We start from the raw sequence: 21,518 nt of genomic DNA, 5'->3' as shown, positions 1-21,518 counted from the left end.
CGCCGCGGCGGTCAGGAGATGCCGAATTCCTTGCCGAGCAGGTCGAACATCTCGTCGTCGGTGGCGGTTTCCAGGCCCTCGGCCAGCGCCACACCGCCGTTCGGCGCCGCGCCCGCGCCCTGCCAGGCGGCGAGCAGTCCGTGCAGCCGGGCGGTGACCCGGGACCGATCCTCGTCGTCGGCCGTCGCCGCGCGCAGGCCCTGCTCGAGCTGGTCGAGCTCGGTCAGCAGCGCAACGACCGGCGACCCCACCTCGGGCCGGAGCCGCTCGGCGAGGTGCGCGGCGAGCGCGCCGGCGTTCGGGTAGTCGAAGACCAGCGTGGAGGGCAGCCGTAGTCCGGCGACTGTCGCCAGCCGGTTGCGCAGCTCCACCGCGGTGAGCGAGTCGAAGCCCAGCTCACTGAAGGCCCGCTCCGCCGGGACGGCGGCGCCGGAGTCGTGCCCCAGCACGGCCGCGACCTGGGCCTGGACGGCTTCGAGCACGATCCGGTCCTGCTCCTCGGGAGACAGCCCGTCCAGGCGCCGGGGCAGCGTCGGCCCGGCGGGAGCGGCCCGGCGGGAGCGCGGCGCCCGGACCAGACCGGCCAGCAGCGGCGGCAACAGGCCGACTTCGGCGGCCCGGCCGAGTGCGGGCAGGTCGAGGGCCAGCGGCGCGAGGTGTGGTCGTGCGGTGCCGAGGGCGGCGTCGAAGGCGGCCAGTCCCTGCTCCCGGGTGAGGGGCAGGATGCCGCCGCGGCGCATGCGGTCCCGGTCGGCGTCGGTGAGCACATCACCCATACCGGCCTCCCACAGGCCCCAGGCCAGCGAAGTCGCCGGAATCCCCTCAGCCCGCAAGCCAGTGGCATAGGCGTCCAGGAACGCGTTCGCCGCAGCGTAATTGCCCTGCCCCGCATTCCCGAACAACCCCGCCGCCGACGAATACAGCACGAACGCGCGAAGCGGCTTGCCCCGCGTCGCGGCAACGAGGTTACGGGCCGCGTCGACCTTGGCCCGGAAGACCGTGTCCAGGCGCCCCGCAGTCAGCGATTCGAGGGTGCCGTCGTCGAGAACACCGGCTGCGTGGATCACCGCCGTCACCGGCTCATCACCCAGGACCTCGACGACAGCGGCCGCATCCGAGACATCACAAGCCACCGAACGCACCACCGCACCATCCAACTCCACCACCCCACCCGACCGGGACAGCAACAACAGCTCCCGCACGCCATGCACCCGCACCACATGCTGGGCAACCAGCCGCCCCAGCACGCCCGTCGCACCAGTGACCACCACGACACCATCACCCAGATCCACCCGGGCCGACGGCACCTGAACCCGCACCAGACGCGGCACCCGCACGACACCGTCACGCACCACCGCCTGCGGCAACGGAAGAACCAACTCCTCGACCGCGTCCAGGAGATGAATCCGCTCCGGATGCTCCGCCTGCGCCGACCGCACCAAACCCCACAAAGCGGCACCGTCAGGATCGGTGATCTCCTCACCGGCCGCCCCGAACGTCCGCACCACCAACCGCGAACCAACCCACGCCGCATCCGCCAACCACTCCTGCACCAGCGTCAGCAGAGCAGCCGCCCGACCCCGCGCACCACCCGCCGCCGTGGCATCCACCACCAGCACCGGAACAGCCGTATCCGGCAAGGGATCACCCAGCGCGATCACGACCGGCACCTCCGCCGAGGCCGTCACCCCCCGCGCCACCCACTCCACCTCATACAGCAGCCGATCGGCGAGGCCACCGAGCCTGGCCGGCGCGACCGGCCGCAGGGCCAGACCCTGCACCTCGGCCACCGGGCCACCCGCCGAGTCGGCCAGCGTGACCCGGACCGTGTCGGTACCCGGCGCGGGGGCGATCCCGACCCGCAGACTGCTCCCTGCCGACCCCACGACCCGCACTCCGGTGAAGCCGAACGGCAAGCGGACACCGCCCTCGGCCGGGAGCGCACCGCCCGCGCCGATCGCGTGCAACGCCGCGTCGAACAGCGCCGGATGCACTCCGTAGCCGCCGACCGAGTCCTCGATACCGACCTCGGCGAACACCTCTTCGCCCCGCCGCCAGAGCCGCCGCAGGCCCTGGAAGGCCGGTCCGTAGGACAGGCCCGCATCCGCGAACGCCTCGTACACGCCGTCCAGTCCGAGTTCCTCCCCACCCACCGGCGGCCAGGCCGACAGCGCGGCGGTGCCCTTGAGCGGCTCGGCATCGCTGGTCAGCAGGCCGCTGGCGTTGAGGACCCACGCGTCGTCCTCCTCGGGCCGGGAATGCATCGTCACGACGCTGCGGCCGGCGTCGGGTGCGGCCAGGGTGACCCGGACCTGGACCGCACCCTGGTCCCCGAGGGCCAACGGAGTCTGGAGCACCAACTCGTCCAGGACCGGCAGGCCGACCTGGTCCCCGGCGGCGAGCACCATCTCGACCAGCGCGGTGCCGGGGACGACCGTGCGGTCGGTGACCGAGTGGTCGCGCAGCCACGGGTGGGTGCGGACGGAGAGCCTCCCGGTGAACACGCTGTCGCCGGAGGGCAGTTCGACCGCAGCGCCGATCAGCGGGTGCCCAGTGCCGGCGAGGCCGAGGCCGGCGGCGTCACTTGTGGGGCCGGTGCCCGGGCGGGGCCAGTAACGGCGGTGCTGGAAGGCGTAGGTGGACAGGTCGGCGCGCGGGCCGTCGCCAAGCATCGCGGACCAGTCGACGTTCTGGCCCTCGACGAACAGGGTCCCGAGTGCGGTGAGCAGGGTGTGTGTCTCGGGCCGGTCCCGGCGCAGTGCCGTGACCGTGGTCAGTTCGGGGCGGCTGTCCTGGATCAGTGCGGTGAGTACAGCGTCGGGGCCGAGTTCGAGCACACGGGCGGCGTCGAGAGCTGTGACCGCGTCGGCGAATCGGACCGGTTGGCGCGCCTGGTCGACCCAGTAGTCGGGGTCCGACCACTGGCCGGGTTCGACGGGGCGGCCGGTCACCGTGGAGACCGCTGGGAGCGTCGGCTCGCCGAAGGTGAGTGTCTCTACGACCGTGCGGAACTCGGCGAGCATCGGCTCCATCAAGCGCGAGTGGAACGCGTGACTGGTGCGCAGCCGGTTGATCTTCCAGCCCCGCTCCTGAGCGAGGAGCATGATCTGTTCCATGTCGGTCTCGTCTCCGGACAGCACTACCGCAGCAGGTCCGTTGACGGCCGCGAGGTCGATGTCCGGGAACGCCTCCCGCACCTCCGCCTCCGAGGCACCCACCGCCATCATCGCCCCACCGGACGGCAACGCCTGCATCAATCGGCCCCGAGCCGCCACCAGCGCCGCCGCGTCCGCAAGGCTCAGGACCCCAGCCGCGTAGGCAGCCGTGATCTCGCCGATCGAGTGGCCCGCGACGATGTCCGGGGTCACGCCCCAGGACCGTACGAGCGCCAGCAACGCGACCTCCACCGCGAAGATCGCAGGCTGCGCCCACCCGGTCTGGTGCAGCCGAGATTCATCGTCCAGCACCTCGCGAAGCGGCAGATTCAAGGCTGCGCTCGCGTCGTCGAAGGCCGACGCGAACACCAGGAAGGTCTCGTACAGTTCGCGGCCCATGCCGACCCGCTGTGCGCCCTGCCCGGTGAACACGATGGCAAGCGCGGCGCGGTGTGCTTCTCCGTGCAGCACCTCTGACGGGAGCGCGTCGGTCGCGCCGAAGTCGGCCAGCGCGCGGTCGAGCGCGGGGTGGTCGGTGGCGAGGAGCACCGCGCGGTGCCGCAGTGCCGCGCGGCCGGACAGTGTCCGGCCGATCTGGACCAGCGGCAGGTCCACGGCGAGGGAGGTGTGCAGGCGCTCGGCGTTGGCATGCAGGGCGTCCGGGTCGGCCGCGCTGAGCACGATCGGGGTGAGCGGTAGGGTGGGCGCCGGTTCTGTCGGGGTAGTGGTCGGTTCGGGTGCGGCTTCGAGGATGACGTGGGCGTTGGTGCCACTGATCCCGAAAGACGACACCGCCGCCCGCCGCGGCCGACCCACCTCCGGCCACGACCGCGCCCGCGTCAGCAACTCCACCGCACCCGCAGACCAGTCCACCTGCGACGACGGCGCATCCACATGCAACGTCCGCGGCAGCGACCCGTGCCGCATCGCCTGCACCATCTTGATGATCCCCGCCACACCCGCCGCCGCCTGAGCATGCCCGATGTTCGACTTCACCGAACCCAGCCACAACGGCTCCCCGGAACGATCCTGGCCATACGTCGCCAGCAACGCCTGCGCCTCGATCGGATCACCCAGCCGCGTCCCGGTCCCGTGCGCCTCCACCGCGTCGACCTCGGCTGCGGACACACCCGCATTCGCCAACGCCTGACGGATCACCCGCTGCTGCGACGGGCCGTTCGGCGCGGTCAGCCCGTTGGAAGCCCCGTCCTGATTCACCGCCGAGCCCCGCACCACCCCCAACACCGGATGCCCGAGCCGCCGCGCATCCGACAGCCGCTCCACCAGCAGCATGCCGACGCCCTCGGCCCAGCCGGTGCCGTCGGCGCCCTCGGCGAACGACTTGCACCGCCCATCCGCCGCCAGCCCCCGCTGCCGCGAGAACCCGATGAAGGTATTCGGAGTGGCCATCACGGTCACACCACCGGCCAGCGCCGCCTCACACTCCCCACTGCGTATCGCCTGCACCGCCAGATGCAACGCCACCAACGACGACGAACACGCCGTATCCACCGTCACCGCCGGACCCTCCAGCCCGAACGAGTACGACACCCGCCCCGACGCAATGCTCCCGCCCGTACCCATGAAGCCCTCGACCTGCGCCTCGGCCTGCTCCAGGACAGTCGCGTAGTCGCCGTACATGATGCCGACGAACACGCCTGTCCGGGATCCGCGCAGGGTCCGGGGGTCTACGCCGGCACGTTCGAAGGCCTCCCAGGAGGACTCCAGTAGTAGCCGGTGCTGCGGGTCCATCGCCAGCGCCTCACGCGGCGAGATCCCGAACACCGCCGGATCGAAATCCCCGGCGCCATACAGGAACCCACCCTCCCGGGCATACGACGTACCAGGATGATCCGGGTCAGGGTGATACAGGCTCTCCACATCCCAGCCGCGGTCCTCCGGGAAGAACCCGACACCGTCCCGGCCACCCGCCACCAACTCCCACAACTCATCCGGACTGCTGACACCACCCGGATAACGACACGCCATACCGACGATCGCGATCGGCTCGTCGGCGCGGGCGGTGCTGCCCGTGGTACTCGCCGGTGTGGCGGCTCCGGCGACTCCAGCGAGTTCGGCGGTGAGGTGCCCGGCCAACGCGGAGGCATTCGGGTAGTCGAAGACCAGCGTGGAGGTCAGCCGCAATCCGGTGACCGTCGCCAGCCGGTTGCGCAGGTCGACCGCAGTGAGCGAGTCGAAGCCGAGTTCGCTGAAGGCCCGCTCGACCTCAATCGTTTCCGGACCCGGGTAGCCGAGGACCGCCGCCACGTGGGTCCGGACCAGGTCGAGTACGGCCCGCTCGCGCTGCGGCGCCGGCAGGCCGGCCAGTCGGCGGCCCAGCGCGGTGGCAGCACGCTTGCGGACCGGCACTCGGACCAGGCCCGCCAGCAGCGGGGGCAGGAGTCCGGCCGCGGCGGCCTCCCGCATCGGCGCGGTGTCCAACGCGAGCGGAGCGACCACCGCACGACCCGTACCCAACGCGGCGTCAAAAGCGGTCAGCCCCTGCTCAACACTGAGCGGCACAATCCCACCCTGCTGAGCCCTGGCACGCTCCGCCTCACTGAGCGAGCCACCCATCCCCGCGTCCCACAACCCCCAAGCCAGCGAAGTCGCGGGAATCCCTTCGGCGCGTAGCTGGGTGGCGTAGGCGTCGAGGAAGGCGTTCGCGGCGGCGTAGTTGCCCTGACCCGCGTTGCCGAACACACCCGCCGCCGAGGAGTACAGGACGAAGGCACTCAGCTGCCGGTCGGCGGTGGCCGCGCACAGGTTGACCGCGGCGTCCACCTTGGCCCGGAACACCGTCCGCAGCCGCGCCGGGGTGAGGTCGGCCAGCAGTGCGTCGTCCAGTACACCGGCTGCGTGGATCACCGCCGTGACCGGCTCGTCGCGCAGGGCCTCGGCGACGGCCACGGCATCGGAGACGTCGCACGCCACCGAACGCACCACCGCACCGTCCAACTCCACCGCCTCACCGGACCGGGAGAGCAACAGCAGCTCGCGGACGCCGTGCGCCTGCACGACGTGCTGAGCCACCAGCCGTCCCAGCGTGCCCGTCGCACCGGTGACAACTACGAGGCCCTCGCCCAGATCCACCTGGCTCGACGGCGCCTGGACCCGTACCAGGCGCGGCACCCGTACGACGCCGTCACCGACCATGGCCTCCGGCACCGGCAGGACCATTTTCTCCGCCGCGTCCAGAAGGTGAATCCGGTCCGGGTGCTCCGCCTGCGCCGACCGCACCAATCCCCACAGGGCGGCACCGTCGGGATCGGTGATCTCCTCGCCGACCGCGCCGAAAGTCCGTACGACCAGCCGTGAATCGGCCCAGGCCGGGTCGGCAAGCCAGGTCTGGAGCACGGTGAGCAGCGCCGCGGCGCGCTCGCCCGCCGCACCGGGCGCGGTCGCGTCGACGGACAGGACCGGGGCGGGATCCGGCAGCGCGGCGCCGAGCGGGATCGTCACCACGGGCTCTTCAGAACCCGCGGCTTCCACCGGCACCCACTCCACGCCGTAGAGCAACCGGTCCGCGGCCGAGAGCTGCGTTCCGGAAACCGGCCGGAGGGTCAGGCCGTCGATCTCCGCAACCGGCGTACCGGACTCGTCGGCGAGGGCGAGCCGCACCGTGTCGGCACCCTCTGCCCGGGTCAGGTGCGCCCGGAGCTGTGTGCCGACCGGCCCGAAGGTGCGGAACCCGGTGACAGCGAACGGCAGCCTCATCTCGCCGTCGGTGAGCAGGCTGCCGACGGCGATCGCGTGCAGCACGGAGTCGAACAGCGCCGGGTGCAGCCCGTATCCGGTGGTCGGGTGGTCCAGCTCGACCTCGGCGAACACCTCCTCGCCCCGCTTCCAGACGCCCCGCAGACCTTGGAATGCCTGCCCGTAGACGAGTCCGTTCGCTGCCATGTCCGGGTAGAAGCCCGACAGGTCCAGCGAGTCGGCGTCGGTCGGCGGCCAGGAGACCATGTCGATTTCGGTGGGGGCACGGTCGTCCGCCGGGGCCAGAACGCCGGTGGCGTGCGTCGTCCAGGACTCGTCGTCCTCAGCGCGAGCGTGGATCGTCACCGCACGGCGGCCGTCGACGTCGGGCTCTGCGAGCGTGGCCCGGAGCTGGACGCCGCCGCGCTCGGCCAGCGGCAGCGGGGCCTGCAGCAGGAGTTCCTCCACAACCGGGACGTCGGCCCGTTCACCGGCCGCGCGGGCTGTCTCGGCCAGCGCGGTGCCCGGCACCAGCGGACGGCCGAGCACGACATGGTCGGCCAGCCAGGGGTGGGTGCGCAGCGACAGCCGGCCGGTGAGCAGCGTCGTCGCCGCGTCGGGCGCCTCGATCTCCGCGCCGAGCAGCGGGTGACCGGTCTCGGCGAGTCCCAGGCCGATCGCGTTCGGGCTGGCGCCGGTCCGCGGCCGGGGCCAGAAACGCCGGTGCTGGAACGGATAGGTGCGCAGTGGGGCGACGGCTCCGTCGCCGAGCACCGCGGTCCAGTCGACGTTCTGGCCCTCGACGAACAGGGTCCCGAGTGCGGTGAGCAGGGTGTGTGTCTCGGGCCGGTCCCGGCGCAGTGCCGTGACCGTGGTCAGTTCGGGGCGGCTGTCCTGGATCAGTGCGGTGAGTACAGCGTCGGGGCCGAGTTCGAGCACACGGGCGGCGTCGAGAGCTGTGACCGCGTCGGCGAATCGGACCGGTTGGCGCGCCTGGTCGACCCAGTAGTCGGGGTCCGACCACTGGCCGGGTTCGACGGGGCGGCCGGTCACCGTGGAGACCGCTGGGAGCGTCGGCTCGCCGAAGGTGAGTGTCTCCACGACCGTGCGGAACTCGGCGAGTATCGGCTCCATCAGACGCGAGTGGAACGCGTGGCTCGTACGCAACCGGTTGGTCTTCCAGCCCCGCTCACCGGCCAGTGAGGCGACCTGCTCGACTTCTGCTTCAAGCCCCGACACGACCACCGCAGCCGGGCCGTTCACCGCCGCGATGTCGATGTCCGGGAACGCCTCCCGCACCTCCGCCTCCGAGGCACCCACCGCCATCATCGCCCCACCGGACGGCAACGCCTGCATCAACCGGCCCCGAGCCACGACCAACGCCACCGCATCCGCAAGGCTCAGGACCCCAGCCGCGTAGGCAGCCGTGATCTCGCCGATCGAGTGGCCCGCGACGACGTCAGGCTCCACACCCCAGGACCGCACCAACGCCAGCAGCGCCACCTCCACCGCGAAGATCGCAGGCTGCGCCCACCCAGTCTGGTCCAAGGAGGCCGCGTCCAACTCAAGCAGCGGAAGATCCAGAGCCGCACACACCTCGTCGAAAGCCGCCGCGAACACCGGGAACGTCTCATACAACTCCCGGCCCATCCCTACCCGCTGCGACCCCTGACCGGTGAACACCACCGCCAAGCGACCCGGTCCAGCTGCACCGACCAGCGGATGGGTGCCTCCGGCCACCACCGCCAACCCGGCGTCCAGTTGGGCGTGGTCACCGGCCAGCACGACCGCGCGGTGCCGCAGCGCCGCACGCCGGGTCAACGACCGCGCAAGGTCTGCGACGGGCGCGTCCAGTCCATGCGTCTGCTCGGCCAGGGCGCGCAGACCGGCCTCGTCTGCGGCGGTGAGTACAACCGGTACGGCCGGCAGGGTGGGCGCCGGTTCTGTCGGGGTAGTGGTCGGTTCGGGTGCGGCTTCGAGGATGACGTGGGCGTTGGTGCCACTGATCCCGAAAGACGACACCGCCGCCCGCCGCGGCCGACCCACCTCCGGCCACGACCGCGCCCGCGTCAGCAACTCCACCGCACCCGCAGACCAGTCCACCTGCGACGACGGCGCATCCACATGCAACGTCCGCGGCAGCGACCCGTGCCGCATCGCCTGCACCATCTTGATGATCCCCGCCACACCCGCCGCCGCCTGAGCATGCCCGATGTTCGACTTCACCGAACCCAGCCACAACGGCTCCCCGGAACGATCCTGGCCATACGTCGCCAGCAACGCCTGCGCCTCGATCGGATCACCCAGCCGCGTCCCGGTCCCGTGCGCCTCCACCGCGTCGACCTCGGCTGCGGACACACCCGCATTCGCCAACGCCTGACGGATCACCCGCTGCTGCGACGGGCCGTTCGGCGCGGTCAGCCCGTTGGAAGCCCCGTCCTGATTCACCGCCGAGCCCCGCACCACCCCCAACACCGGATGCCCGAGCCGCCGCGCATCCGACAGCCGCTCCACCAGCAGCATGCCGACGCCCTCGGCCCAGCCGGTGCCGTCGGCGCCCTCGGCGAACGACTTGCACCGCCCATCCGCCGCCAGCCCCCGCTGCCGCGAGAACCCGATGAAGGTATTCGGAGTGGCCATCACGGTCACACCACCGGCCAGCGCCGCCTCACACTCCCCACTGCGTATCGCCTGCACCGCCAGATGCAACGCCACCAACGACGACGAACACGCCGTATCCACCGTCACCGCCGGACCCTCCAGCCCGAACGAGTACGACACCCGCCCCGACGCAATGCTCCCGCCCGTACCCATGAAGCCCTCGGCACTGTCGTCCGAGGCACCCAGCACCATCGAGTAGTCGTTGTACATCACCCCGACGAACACCCCGGTCCGCGAACCCCGCAACCCCAACGGGTCCACCCCAGCCTGCTCGAAGGCCTCCCACGAGGACTCCAGCAGCAGCCGGTGCTGCGGGTCCATCGCCAGCGCCTCACGCGGCGAGATCCCGAACACCGCCGGATCGAAATCCCCGGCGCCATACAGGAACCCACCCTCCCGGGCATACGACGTACCAGGATGATCCGGGTCAGGGTGATACAGGCTCTCCACATCCCAGCCGCGGTCCTCCGGGAAGAACCCGACACCGTCCCGGCCACCCGCCACCAACTCCCACAACTCATCCGGACTGCTGACACCACCCGGATAACGACACGCCATACCGACAATCGCGATCGGCTCGTCCGAAGCGACCGCGGAGGTCACCGCCGGGATCGCCTCGGCGACCGCCCCGGAGAGCTCGGTGTCCAGGTACATGGCGAGCGCGGCGACGTTCGGGTAATCGAAGACCAGCGTGGAGGTCAGCCGCAGTCCGGTGACCGTCGCCAGCCGGTTGCGCAGCTCCACCCCGGTGAGCGAGTCGAAACCCAGGTCGCGGAAAGGCAGTTCGCCGGCTACGGCGGATCCGTCGGCGTGACCGAGAACGGCCGCCACGTGAGTGCGGACCAGGTCGAGGACGATCCGTCGGCGTTCGGCGTCCTGCAGTCCGACCAGGCGGGCGACGAACCCGCCCTGCGCCGAACCTGCCGCAGCCCGCCGGCCCGGCGCCGGAACCAGCCCGCGCAGCAGCGGGGGCAGGAGTCCGGCCGCGGCGGCCTCCCGCATCGGCGCGGTGTCCAGCGCAAGCGGAGCGACCACCGCACGACCCGTACCCAACGCGGCGTCAAAAGCGGCCAGCCCCTGCTCAACACTGAGCGGCACAATCCCACCCTGCTGAGCCCTGGCACGCTCCGCCTCACTGAGCGAGCCACCCATCCCCGCGTCCCACAATCCCCAAGCCAGCGAAGTCGCAGGAACGCCCTCCTCCCGCAACCACACCGCATACGCATCCAGGAACGCGTTCGCAGCGGCGTAATTGCCCTGCCCGGCATTCCCGAACAACCCCGCCGCCGACGAATACAGCACCAACGCACTGAGCCGCTTGCCCCGCGTTGCCTCGATGAGGTTGCGGGCGGCGTCGACCTTGGCCCGGAAGACCGTGTCCAGGCGCTCCGGAGTCAGCGACTCCAGCGTGCCGTCATCGAGAACACCAGCGGCATGGATGACCGCCGTGACCGGTTCATCACGCAGGACCTCGGTGACGGCGGCGCCATCGGAGACATCGCACGCCACCGAACGCACCACCGCCCCCTCCAGCTCCACCACCCCACCACCGGACCGGGACAGCAACAGCAGATCGCGGACGCCGTGCGCCTGCACGACGTGCTGAGCCACCAGCCGTCCCAGCGTGCCCGTCGCACCAGTGACCACCACGACACCATCACCCAGATCCACCTGGGCCGACGGCGCCTGAACCCGCACCAGACGCGGCACCCGCACGACGCCGTCGCGGACCAGGGCTTCCGGCACCGGCACGAACATCTCCTCGGTCGCGTCCAAGAGATGAATCCGGTCCGGGTGCTCGGCCTGCGCCGACCGCACCAAACCCCACAAAGCGGCACCGTCAGGATCGGTGATCTCCTCACCGGCCGCCCCGAACGTCCGCACCACCAACCGCGAACCAACCCACGCCGCATCCGCCAGCCACTCCTGCACCAGCCTCAGCAGAACAGCCGCCCGATCCCGCGCGGCACCCGGCGCCGTGGCATCCACCGCCAGCACCGGAACAGCCGTATCCGGCAAGGGATCACCCAGCGCGATCACGACCGGCACCTCAGCGACCGACAGGCCCGCCTCCGGCACCCACTCCACGCCATGGAGCAACCGATCCACAGCCGAGAGCTGCGCTCCGGTAACCGGTCGCAGGGTCAGCTCCTCGACCTCGGCAACCGGCAGCCCGGACTCGTCGGCCAGCTCCACCCGCACGCTGTCCTGGCCCGCCCGTGTGGTGAGCCGTGCCCGCAGGGTCCGACCGGCCTCGCCGGAGACGCGTACACCGGTGAACGCGAACGGCAGCCGGACGGCGTGTTCGGGGAGCAGGCCGCCCGCGCCGATCGCGTGCAACGCCGCGTCGAACAGCGCCGGATGCAATGCGTAGCCGTCGACCGGGTCCTCGATGCCGACCTCGGCGAACACCTCGTCGCCGCGCCGCCAGACGTTGCGGAGTGCCTGGAAGGCGGGACCGTACGCCATTCCGGTGGTGGCGAGCGTCGGGTAGAAGTCGTCCACGGGCACCGGTTCGGCGCCGGTGGGCGGCCAGACCACGAGTCCTGCGTCGGCCGGTTCCGTGTGCTGGTCCGAGAGCGAGCCGGTGGCGTGGACGGACCAGGGTTCGGTCTCGTCGGGGCGGGCGTGGAGCGTGACCGGGCGCCGGCCGTCGGCCGTGCCGGCGGCGACCGTGACCCGTACCTGGACTCCGCCGTCCGGCTCCAGCGTCAGCGGGACCTGTAGCAGCAGTTCGTCCAGGGTCTGCGCGCCCGCTCGCTCGCCTGCCGCGAGGGCCATCTCGACCAGGGCGGTGCCGGGTACCACGATGCGGCCGAGTACGACGTGGTCGGCCAGCCAGGGGTGGGTGGCGACCGAGAGTCGGCCGGTGAGCACGGTGGCCTGCGAGTCGGGCAGTTCGACCGCGGCACCGAGCAGGGCGTGGCCGGTGCCGACCAGGCCGAGGCCGGCCGGGTCGGAGGCGTGCCGGCCGGGGCGCGGGCGGGGCCAGTAGGTGACGTGCTGGAAGGCGTAGGTGGGCAGTTCGAGCCGGGTCGCGCCGGTGTCTGCGAAGACCGCTGCCCAATCGACCGCGACGCCGGCCGTGAACAGTTCACCGACCGCGGCGAGCAGCGTCGCGGCCTCCTCGCGGCCCCGGCGCAGCGCCGCCACGGCCGTACGGTCGGGGTGCGCGTCCTGCGCCAGCGCGGTGAGGACGGCGTCCGGGCCGATCTCCAGGACCCGGTCGGCGTCGAGCGCGGCCAGGGCGTCCGCGAACCGGACCGGGCGGCGGACCTGCTCGACCCAGTACTCGGGATCGGTCCACTCGCCGCGGGTGACCTCGGCGCCGGTCACGGTGGAGATCGCGCGCAGCCGTGGCTCGCTGAACCGCAGGTCCCGGACGACGTCGGCGAACTCGGCGAGCATCGGCTCCATGAGGCGGGAGTGGAAGGCGTGGCTGGTGCGCAGGCGAGTGGTCTTCCAGCCCCGCTCACCCGCCACCACCGCGACCCGCTCGATGCCGGCCTCGTCGCCGGACACCACCACCGAGCGCGGGGCGTTCACCGCGGCGATGTCGATGTCCGGGAACGCCTCGCGCGCTTGCGCCTCGGAGGCGCCGACCGCCAGCATCGCGCCGCCCGCCGGCAACGCCTGCATCAACCGTCCCCGCGCGGCGACGAGTTGCGCCGCATCCCGCAACGACAGCACGCCTGAGGCGTGGGCGGCGGTGATCTCTCCGATCGAATGCCCCGCCACCACATCCGGGCTCACACCCCACGACCGTACGAGCGCCAGCAGGGCGACCTCGACCGCGAAGATCGCCGGCTGGGCCCACCCGGTCTCGTCGAGTCGTTCCTGGTCGTCGAGTACGTCGCGCAGGGGCAGGTCGAGCGCGGTGCAGACCTCGTCGAACGCGGTCGCGAACGCCGGGAAGGTGCCGTACAGATCGCGGCCCATGCCGGGCCGTTGCGCGCCCTGTCCGGTGAAGATCATCGCCAGGCGGCCGTCGGTGGCGACGCCGACGGTTCTCGTGCCGTCGGCGAGGTCCAGGAGGTCCATGACGGTCTGGTCGGCGGTGCCGGCCGGCACGACGGCCCGATGCGGCAGTGCGGCCCGGTCGGCGAGCGAGCGGCCGATGTCGAGCAGTCGCGCGGTGGGGCGGGTGTCGAGGAAGTCCAGCAGTCGGCGGGCCTGTCCGGCGAGGCCGGCGGCGTCGTGTCCGCAGAGCGCCAGCGGCACGACCGGCAGCGTGCTGTCGGCCTTCGGTTCCTCCGGCTGGGCGGCGGGGGCCTCTTCGAGGATGACGTGGGCGTTGGTGCCGCTGATGCCGAAGGAGGAGACGCCGGCCCGGCGGGGGTGGGCCGTGCGCGGCCAGGGGCGGGCCTCGGTCAGCAGTTCCACCGCTCCGGCGGACCAGTCGACCTGAGTGGAGGGCCGGTCGACGTGCAGGGTGGGGGGCAGGAGGCCGTAGCGAATGGCCAGGACCATCTTGATGACACCGGCCACGCCGGCCGCCGCCTGGGTGTGTCCGAGGTTGGACTTGACGGAGCCGAGCCAGAGCGGCGCCCCCGTCCGGTCCTGGCCGTAGGTGGCCAGCAGCGCCTGGGCCTCGATGGGGTCGCCGAGCGAGGTGCCGGTGCCGTGTGCCTCGATCGCGTCGACGGCGGTGGGGGCGAGCCCGGCGGTGGCCAGGGCCTGCCGGATCACCCGCTGCTGGGAGGGGCCGTTGGGGGCGGTGATGCCGTTGCTGGCGCCGTCCTGGTTGACCGCACTGCCGCGGACGACGGCGAGAATCGGGTGGCCTGCGCGGCGGGCGTCGGAGAGCCGTTCGAGCAGGACGACGCCGGCGCCCTCGCCCCAGCCGGTGCCGTCGCCGGCGGCGGCGAACGCCTTGCAGCGGCCGTCGGCGGCCAGCCCGCGCTGCCGGCTGAACTCGACGAAGGCACCCGGGGTGGCCATGACGGTGACGCCGCCGGCCAGCGCGAGGTCGCACTCGCCGGAGCGCAGGGCCTGGGCGGCCAGGTGGAGGGCGACCAGGGAGGAGGAGCAAGCGGTGTCGACGGTGATCGCCGGGCCCTCGAACCCGAGGGTGTAGGAGACACGGCCGGAGACCAGGCTGCCCGCGCTCGCCGTGGCGGCGTAGCCCTCGGCGCCGGTGCTGGACTGCCGCAGCAGCGTGGCGTAGTCGCTGTAGAGGACGCCGGCGAAGACGCCGGTGCGGCTGCCGCGCAGCTTGGTCGGGTCGATACCGGCGCGTTCCAGGGCCTCCCAGGAAGTCTCCAGCAGCAGACGCTGCTGGGGGTCCATGGTGACGGCCTCGCGCGGACTGATCCCGAAGAACCCGGCGTCGAACCGGCCGGCCCCGGTGAGGAAGCCGCCCTCCTGCACGTAGGAGGTGCCGGGGTGGTCGGGGTCGAGGTGGTAGAGCGTGTCGAGGTCCCAGCCGCGGTCGTCGGGGAAGCCGGAGACTCCGTCGCGGCCGTCGGCGAGCAGCCGCCAGAATTCCTCGGGGGTGCTCGCGCCGCCCGGGTAGCGGCAGCCCAGGCCCACGATGACGACGGGGTCGTCGAGGTCGGTGGCGGCGGCGCGTCGCGCGGCGGACGGGGTGGCCTGTTCGGCGAGTGCGCCGACCAGCTCGCCGCGCAGGAACGCCGTCAGTGCTTGGGCGTTGGGGTAGTCGAAGGTGAGGGTCGCGGGCAGCCGCAGTCCGGTGGCGGTGTTCAGGCGGTTGCGTAGTTCGACCGCGGTCAGGGAGTCGAAGCCCAGCTCGCTGAAGGCCCGGGCAGCGGGGATGGCGTCGCCGGAGGTGTGGCCGAGCACGGCGGCGACCTGGGTGCGGACCAGGTCCAGCAGCAGCCGGTCCTGGTCGGCCGGGGCCAGGTCGGCCAGGCGCTGGAGCAGCGTGGTGGCGTTCTCGCCGGTGGCGGCCCGCCGGGCGGGCTCGCGGACCAGGCCGCGCAGCAGCGGCGGCAGGCCGGCGTCGCCGTGCCGGGCGCGCAGCACGGTGTGGTCGAGGCGGATCGGCACGAGCAGGGGCCGCTCGGCGTGGGGGGCGGCGTCGAACAGCGCGAGGGCTTCGGTCAGGTCCAGGGGGGCGATGCCGCCGCGGGTGAGCCGTCGGCGGTCGACCTCCGACAGGCTTCCGGCCATGCCGGCGGCGGTGTCCCAGGCGCCCCAGGCCAGGGACGTGCCGGGCAGGCCGCGGCTGCGGCGGGCGGCGGCGAAGGCGTCGAGGAACGCGTTGGCGGCGGCGTAGTTGCCCTGGCCGGGCGTGCCGAGCAGGCCGGAGACGGAGGAGTACAGCACGAACGCGTCGAGGTCGGCGCCCGCGGTGGCCTGGTGCAGGTTGACGACCGCGTCCACCTTGGCGCGCAGGACCGCGGCGAGCCGGTCGGGGGTCAGGCCGGTGAGCACGGTGTCGTCGAGGACACCGGCGACGTGCACGACCGCGCGGACGTCCACGCCGTCCAGCGCCCGGTCGAGGGCGTCGCGGTCGGCGATGTCGCAGCGGTCCAGCCGGACGCGGGCGCCGGCCTCGGTCAGCTCGGACCACAGCTCGTGGGCGCCGGGCGCGTCGGCGCCGCTGCGGCTGAGCAGCAGCAGGTCGCGGACGCCACGGGAGTGCACGAGGTGGCGGACGAGCAGGCTGCCGAGGGTGCCGGTGGCGCCGGTGACGACCGTGGTCCCGGTCTCGCGGGTGTGGCCCGGCATCAGCAGGATGTTCTTGCCGATGTGCTTGGCCTGGCTGACGAAGCGGAACGCGTCCCGGGCCTGCCGGACGTCCCAGGCCCGAAGGGGCGGCAGGTGCAGCTCGCCGGCCTCGAACAGGGCGAGGATCTCGGTAAGCGTCGCGCCGATCCGGTCCGGGCCGGCCTCGAACAGGTCGAAGGGCCGGTAGTGGACGCCGGGGTGGTCGGCGGCGAGCCGCTCCGGGTCGCGCAGGTCGGTCTTGCCCATCTCCAGGAACCGGCCGCCGCTGGTCAGGAGGGTCAGCGAGGCGTCGATGTACTCGTGGGCCAGCGAGTTGAGCACGACGTCGACGCCACGGCCGTCGGTGGCGCCGGCGAACTTCTCGGCGAACTCGGTGTCGCGGGAGGAGGCGATGGCCTCGTCGGGCAGGCCGAGCGCGCGCAGGGCGTCCCACTTGGCGGGGCTGGCGGTGGCCAGCACCCGGGCGCCCAGGTGCCGGGCGATCTGGATGGCGGCGGTGCCGACACCGCCGGCGCCGGCGTGCACCAGCACGGTCTGTCCGGGCCGTACGTCGGCCAGGTCGACCAGCGCGTAGTACGCGGTGAGGAAGGCCATGGGCACGGCGGCGGCCTCGGCGTACGTCCAGCCGGACGGTATCGGGACGAGCAGGCGGGCTTCGGTGACGGCGACGGGGCCGAAGCCGCCGGCGAACGCGCCCATGACCCGGTCGCCCGGGGCGAGGTGCGGCACGTCCGGGCCGGCCTCCAGGACCACGCCGGCGGCCTCGCTGCCCAGGTCGAGGGGGTTGTCGCTGGGGTGGACGCCGAGGGCGATGAGCACGTCGCGGAAGTTCAGGCCGGCGGCGCGGACGGCGACCCGCACCATGCCGGGTTCCAGCGGGCCCTCGGGCGCCGGGCAGGCGGCCAGCCGCAGGTCGTCCAGGGTGCCGCCGCCCGCGCTCTCCAGCCGCCAGACCGGCGAGTCCGGCGGGTTCATCGCGGGGTCGGGGGCGATGCGGGCGAGCCGGGGAACGGTGACGGCGCCGACGCGGATCATGGCCTGGGGGGTGTCGCCGGCGGCGACCAGCGCGGGCAGCACGGCCCACGACGCGGCGCTGCCGTCGACGTCGGCCAGGACGATCCGGGCCGGGTACTCCGACTGTGTGGAGCGGACCAGGCCCCAGACCGCGGCGTGCGCGAGGTCCGTGGGGTCCTCGCCGGGGCCGCCGGCGACGGCTCCGGTGGTGGTGACGACGAGTGTGGTCTCGGCGAGCCGCTCGTCGCCGATCCACCGCTGCAGCGCCGCCAGCACTCGCTGGGTGGCTGCGTGGGCCCATGCGGCCGTCCCGCTCGGGTCCGCGGCGGGGTCGACGGGCACGGGCGGGCAGTCCAGCAGCAGTACGGCCGGCGGGCCGGTCAGGGAGTCCAGGTCGGCCAGGGGCAGGCCGGTGTCCCGTACGGCGCCGAGGGCGGCCCAGTCGTCGGGGGCCGGGGCGGGGTCCAGGGGGCGTTCGACCCAGTCGACGCCGTACAGCGAGCGGGACGCCTGCCGGGGTCCGGCCGCGACCTGGGCGGTGGTCACCGGCCGCATGACGAGCGAGCCGATCGTGACGACGTCGGCTCCGGTGCCGTCCGCGGCGAAGAGCGCGACCCGGTCGGCGCCGTTCGGGGTGAGCCGGACGCGCAGCGCGGTGGCGCCGACGGCGTGCACGGTGACGTCGGTGAAGGCGAACGCCATCCGGGCCGAGCTCTCGGCGCCGGCTTCGGCGAGCGCCACGGCGTGCAGTGCGGCGTCCAGGAGTGCGGGGTGGAGCTGGAATCGGGCGGCCTGGCCGGTCTCGGACTCGGGCAGTGCCACCTCGGCGTAGACGTCCCCGCCGAGCCGCCAGGCGGCGGTCAGGGCCCGGAACGCCGGCCCGTAGCCGAAGCCGGCGCCGGAGAGCCGCTCGTAGAACCCGTCGACCGGGAGCGGCGCGGCGCCGGTCGGCGGCCAGACCGTCAGGTCGGCCGGCGGGGCCTGCGGGCCGGTGGGCGCGAGGTATCCGGCGGCGTGCGGGGTCCACGGCTCGTCGGGCAGCGCGTCCTCGCGGCGGGAGTGGATGCCGACCGGGCGCCGTCCGGTCTCGTCGGCAGGGCCGGTGACGACCTGGAGCGCGACGCCGCTGGAGGCGGGGACGGCGAGCGGGGACTGGACGGTGAGTTCCTCCAGCACCGGCGCGCCGACCTGCTCCCCGGCCCGCAGCGCGAGTTCCACCATCGCGGTGCCGGGCAGGACAGCGGTGCCGAGGACTACGTGGTCGGCGAGCCAGGGGTGGGTCTGGAGGGCGAGCCGGCCGGTGAAGACGCTGCCGTCGCCGTCGGCGAGGGTCAGCACGGCGCCGAGCAGCGGGTGCTCGGTGCTCGCCAGCCCCAGGCCTGCGGCGTCGACCGTGACCAGGTCCGCCGGCGACGGCCAGTACTGCTGGTGCTGGAAGGGGTAGGTGGGCAGGTCGAGCCGCTCGGCCGGGTGGGCGGGGCAGAGCGCCGACCAGTCCACGGTGGAGCCGGCGACGTGGATCCGGGCCAGCGCGGTGAGGAACGTGGCGACCTCGTCGCGGTCCCGGCGCTGCGCGGCGACGCACGCCGGCGCGTCCGGCAGGTTCTCGGCGACCATCGCGGCCAGCACGGTGTCGGGGCCGAGTTCCAGGTAGCGCCCGGCACCCAGGGCGTGGAGCGCGTGGACGGCGTCGGCGAACCGGACCGGGCGGCGGACCTGGTCGACCCAGTGGTCGGGGTCGCTCCACTGCCCCACGGCGACCGGACGGCCGGTCACGCCGGAGACCGCGGCGAGGGTCGGTTCGGCGAAGCCGAGCGTGTCCACAACGGCGCGGAACTCGGCGAGCATCGGCTCCATCAGCCGGGAGTGGAAGGCGTGGCTGGTCCGCAGCCGGTTCGTCTTCCAGCCTGCGTCGCGGGCCTTGTGCGCGAAGCGGTCGATCGCGGCCTCCGGGCCGGAGAGCACGACCGCGGCCGGGCCGTTGACCGCGGCGATGTCGAGGTCGTCCAGTCCGGCTTCCCGTACGGCGTCCTCGGGGGCCTGCACGGCGAGCATCGCGCCGCCGGGCGGCAGCGCCTGCATCAGCCGGCCGCGCGCGACGACCAGCGCGGCGGCGTCGTCCAGGGAGAGCACCCCGGCGGCATGGGCGGCCGTGATCTCGCCGATGGAGTGGCCGGCGACGATCTCCGGCTCCAGGCCGAGGCCGCGCACGGTCTCCAGCAGGGCGACCTCGACCGCGAACAGGGCCGGCTGGGCGTAGCCGGTCCGGTGCAGCAGGTCGCTGTCGAGCACCTCCCGCAGCGGACGGTCCCCCGGCTGCCGTACGAGGTGCCGGTCGACCGCGGCGGCGACGGTGTCGAAGGCCTCGGCGTACCGGGGGAACCGCTCGGCGAGCCGCCGCCCCATGGCGAGCCGCTGTGCGCCCTGCCCGGTGAACAGGAAGGCGAGCTTGCCGCCGGTGGGCTCGCCGGTGACCAGGCCGGGGCCGGGCTCGCCGACGGCGAGGGCGGTCAGGCCGCGCTGCAGGGCGTCCCGGTCGTCGGCGAGCACCACGGCGCGGTGTTCCAGCGCGGCGCGCCCGGTCGCCAGCGCCCGGCCCAGGTCGCCGATCGACGCCTGCGGCCGGTCCTCGACAAAGGTGTGGAGCTGCCGGGCCTGTGCGCTGAGGGCTTCGGGGTCCCGGGCGGAGAGCACGACGGGCAGTGGCACGGGAACCGCCTGCCCCGGCTCGGACTCGGCCGGGGCAGGCGGTTCCTCGATGATCATGTGGACGTTGGTGCCGCTGACGCCGAACGCCGAGACGCCGGCCCGGCGGGGGGTGTCCCGGCGCGGCCAGGGGCGGGGCTGGGCCAGCAACTCCACCGCTCCGGCGGACCAGTCGACGTGCGGGCTGGGCTCGTCCAGGTGGAGCGACCTGGGCATGGTCTCGTGGCGCAGCGCCAGTACGGCCTTCATCACGCCGGCGACGCCCGCGGCGGCCTGGGTGTGGCCGATGTTCGACTTGATCGAGCCGAGCCAGGCCGGGCGGCCGCCGATGCGGTCCTGGCCGTAGGTGGCGAGGACGGCCTGGGCCTCGATCGGGTCGCCGAGGGTGGTGCCGGTGCCGTGTGCCTCGATCAGCTCGACGTCGTCGACGGACAGCCCGGCGTTGGCCAGGGCCTGCCGGATGACCCGCTGCTGGGAGGGGCCGTTCGGCGCGGAGATGCCGTTGCTGGCGCCGTCCTGGTTGACCGCGCTGCCCTTGATCACGCCGAGGACGGGGTGGCCGAGGCGCTGTGCCCGGGAGAGCCGTTCCAGCAGCACCAGGCCGACGCCCTCGGCGAGCCCGATGCCGTCGGCGGCGGAGGAGAACGCCTTGCAGCGACCGTCGGCGGCCAGGCCGCGCTGCCGGCCGAACTCGGTGAACGCGCTCGGGGTGGCCATGACGGTGACGCCGCCGGCCAGCGCCATCGTGCATTCGTCGGCGCGCAGGGCCTGGGCGGCGAGGTGGAGAGCGACCAGCGAGGAGGAGCAGGCGGTGTCGATCGTGACCGCGGGGCCTTCCAGCCCGAGTGTGTAGGACACCCGGCCGGAGAGGACGGCCGCGGTGGTGCCGGTGATGAGGAAGCCTTCGGCGGCCTGCACGGTGCCGCCGATGAGCCGGGCGTAGTCCTGGGTGTTGGAGCCGATGAACACGCCGGTGCGGCTGCCGCGCAGCGTGGTCGGGTCCACCCCGGCGCGTTCGAGCACCTCCCAGGAGGCTTCGAGCACCTGCCGCTGCTGCGGGTCCATGGACAGCGCCTCGCGCGGGCTGACGTCGAAGAACGCCGCGTCGAACGCACCGGCGCCGTCCAGGAAGCCGCCCTCGGAGGCGTATCCGTCGGTGTGCTCGGGGTCAAGGTCGTAGGCGTCGTCCAGGTCCCAGCCGCGGTCGGCGGGCGGGCGGCCGATGGCGTCGGTGCCGGTGTTCACCAGCCGCCACAGGTCGTCGGTGGTGCGGACCCCGCCTGGATAGCGGCAGCTCATCGCCACGATCGCGATCGGCTCCCGGTCGGGGGACTCGGCCTTGCGCAGCCGCTCACGGGTCTGGTGCAGATCCGCGGTGACTCGCTTGAGATAATCGAGGAGCTTGCCTTGATCCACCAACTCGGGCCTCACCAAGATCGGTTCGCGCGGAGCGCGGGAGAGCGACGCGAGGGACCGCCGGAGCGCTGTCTCGACGCCTGCCGGCCTGGGCCGAAGGTAGGTGGGCCGCGCGGGGGCGGCCCACCCCTAGCCCGCCCCTAGCTGGATAAGCCCGCCCCTAGCCGGATATTCCGC

Annotated in this window: 1 protein-coding gene; it reads right to left on the bottom strand. The window is 73.2% G+C overall.

What is annotated here, in order from left to right; translation table 11 throughout:
• Nucleotides 1-11: 11 nt before the first annotated feature.
• Nucleotides 12-21,344, bottom strand: a complete 21,333-nt coding sequence (locus Q4V64_RS44540; protein ID WP_348540827.1) for an SDR family NAD(P)-dependent oxidoreductase — start codon at nt 21,342-21,344, stop codon at nt 12-14.
• Nucleotides 21,345-21,518: the final 174 nt, after the last annotated feature.

The sequence above is a fragment of the Streptomyces sp. NL15-2K genome (genome assembly GCF_030551255.1).
Classification (GTDB): domain Bacteria; phylum Actinomycetota; class Actinomycetes; order Streptomycetales; family Streptomycetaceae; genus Streptomyces.
This window is presented reverse-complemented; position numbering and strand designations above follow the sequence as displayed.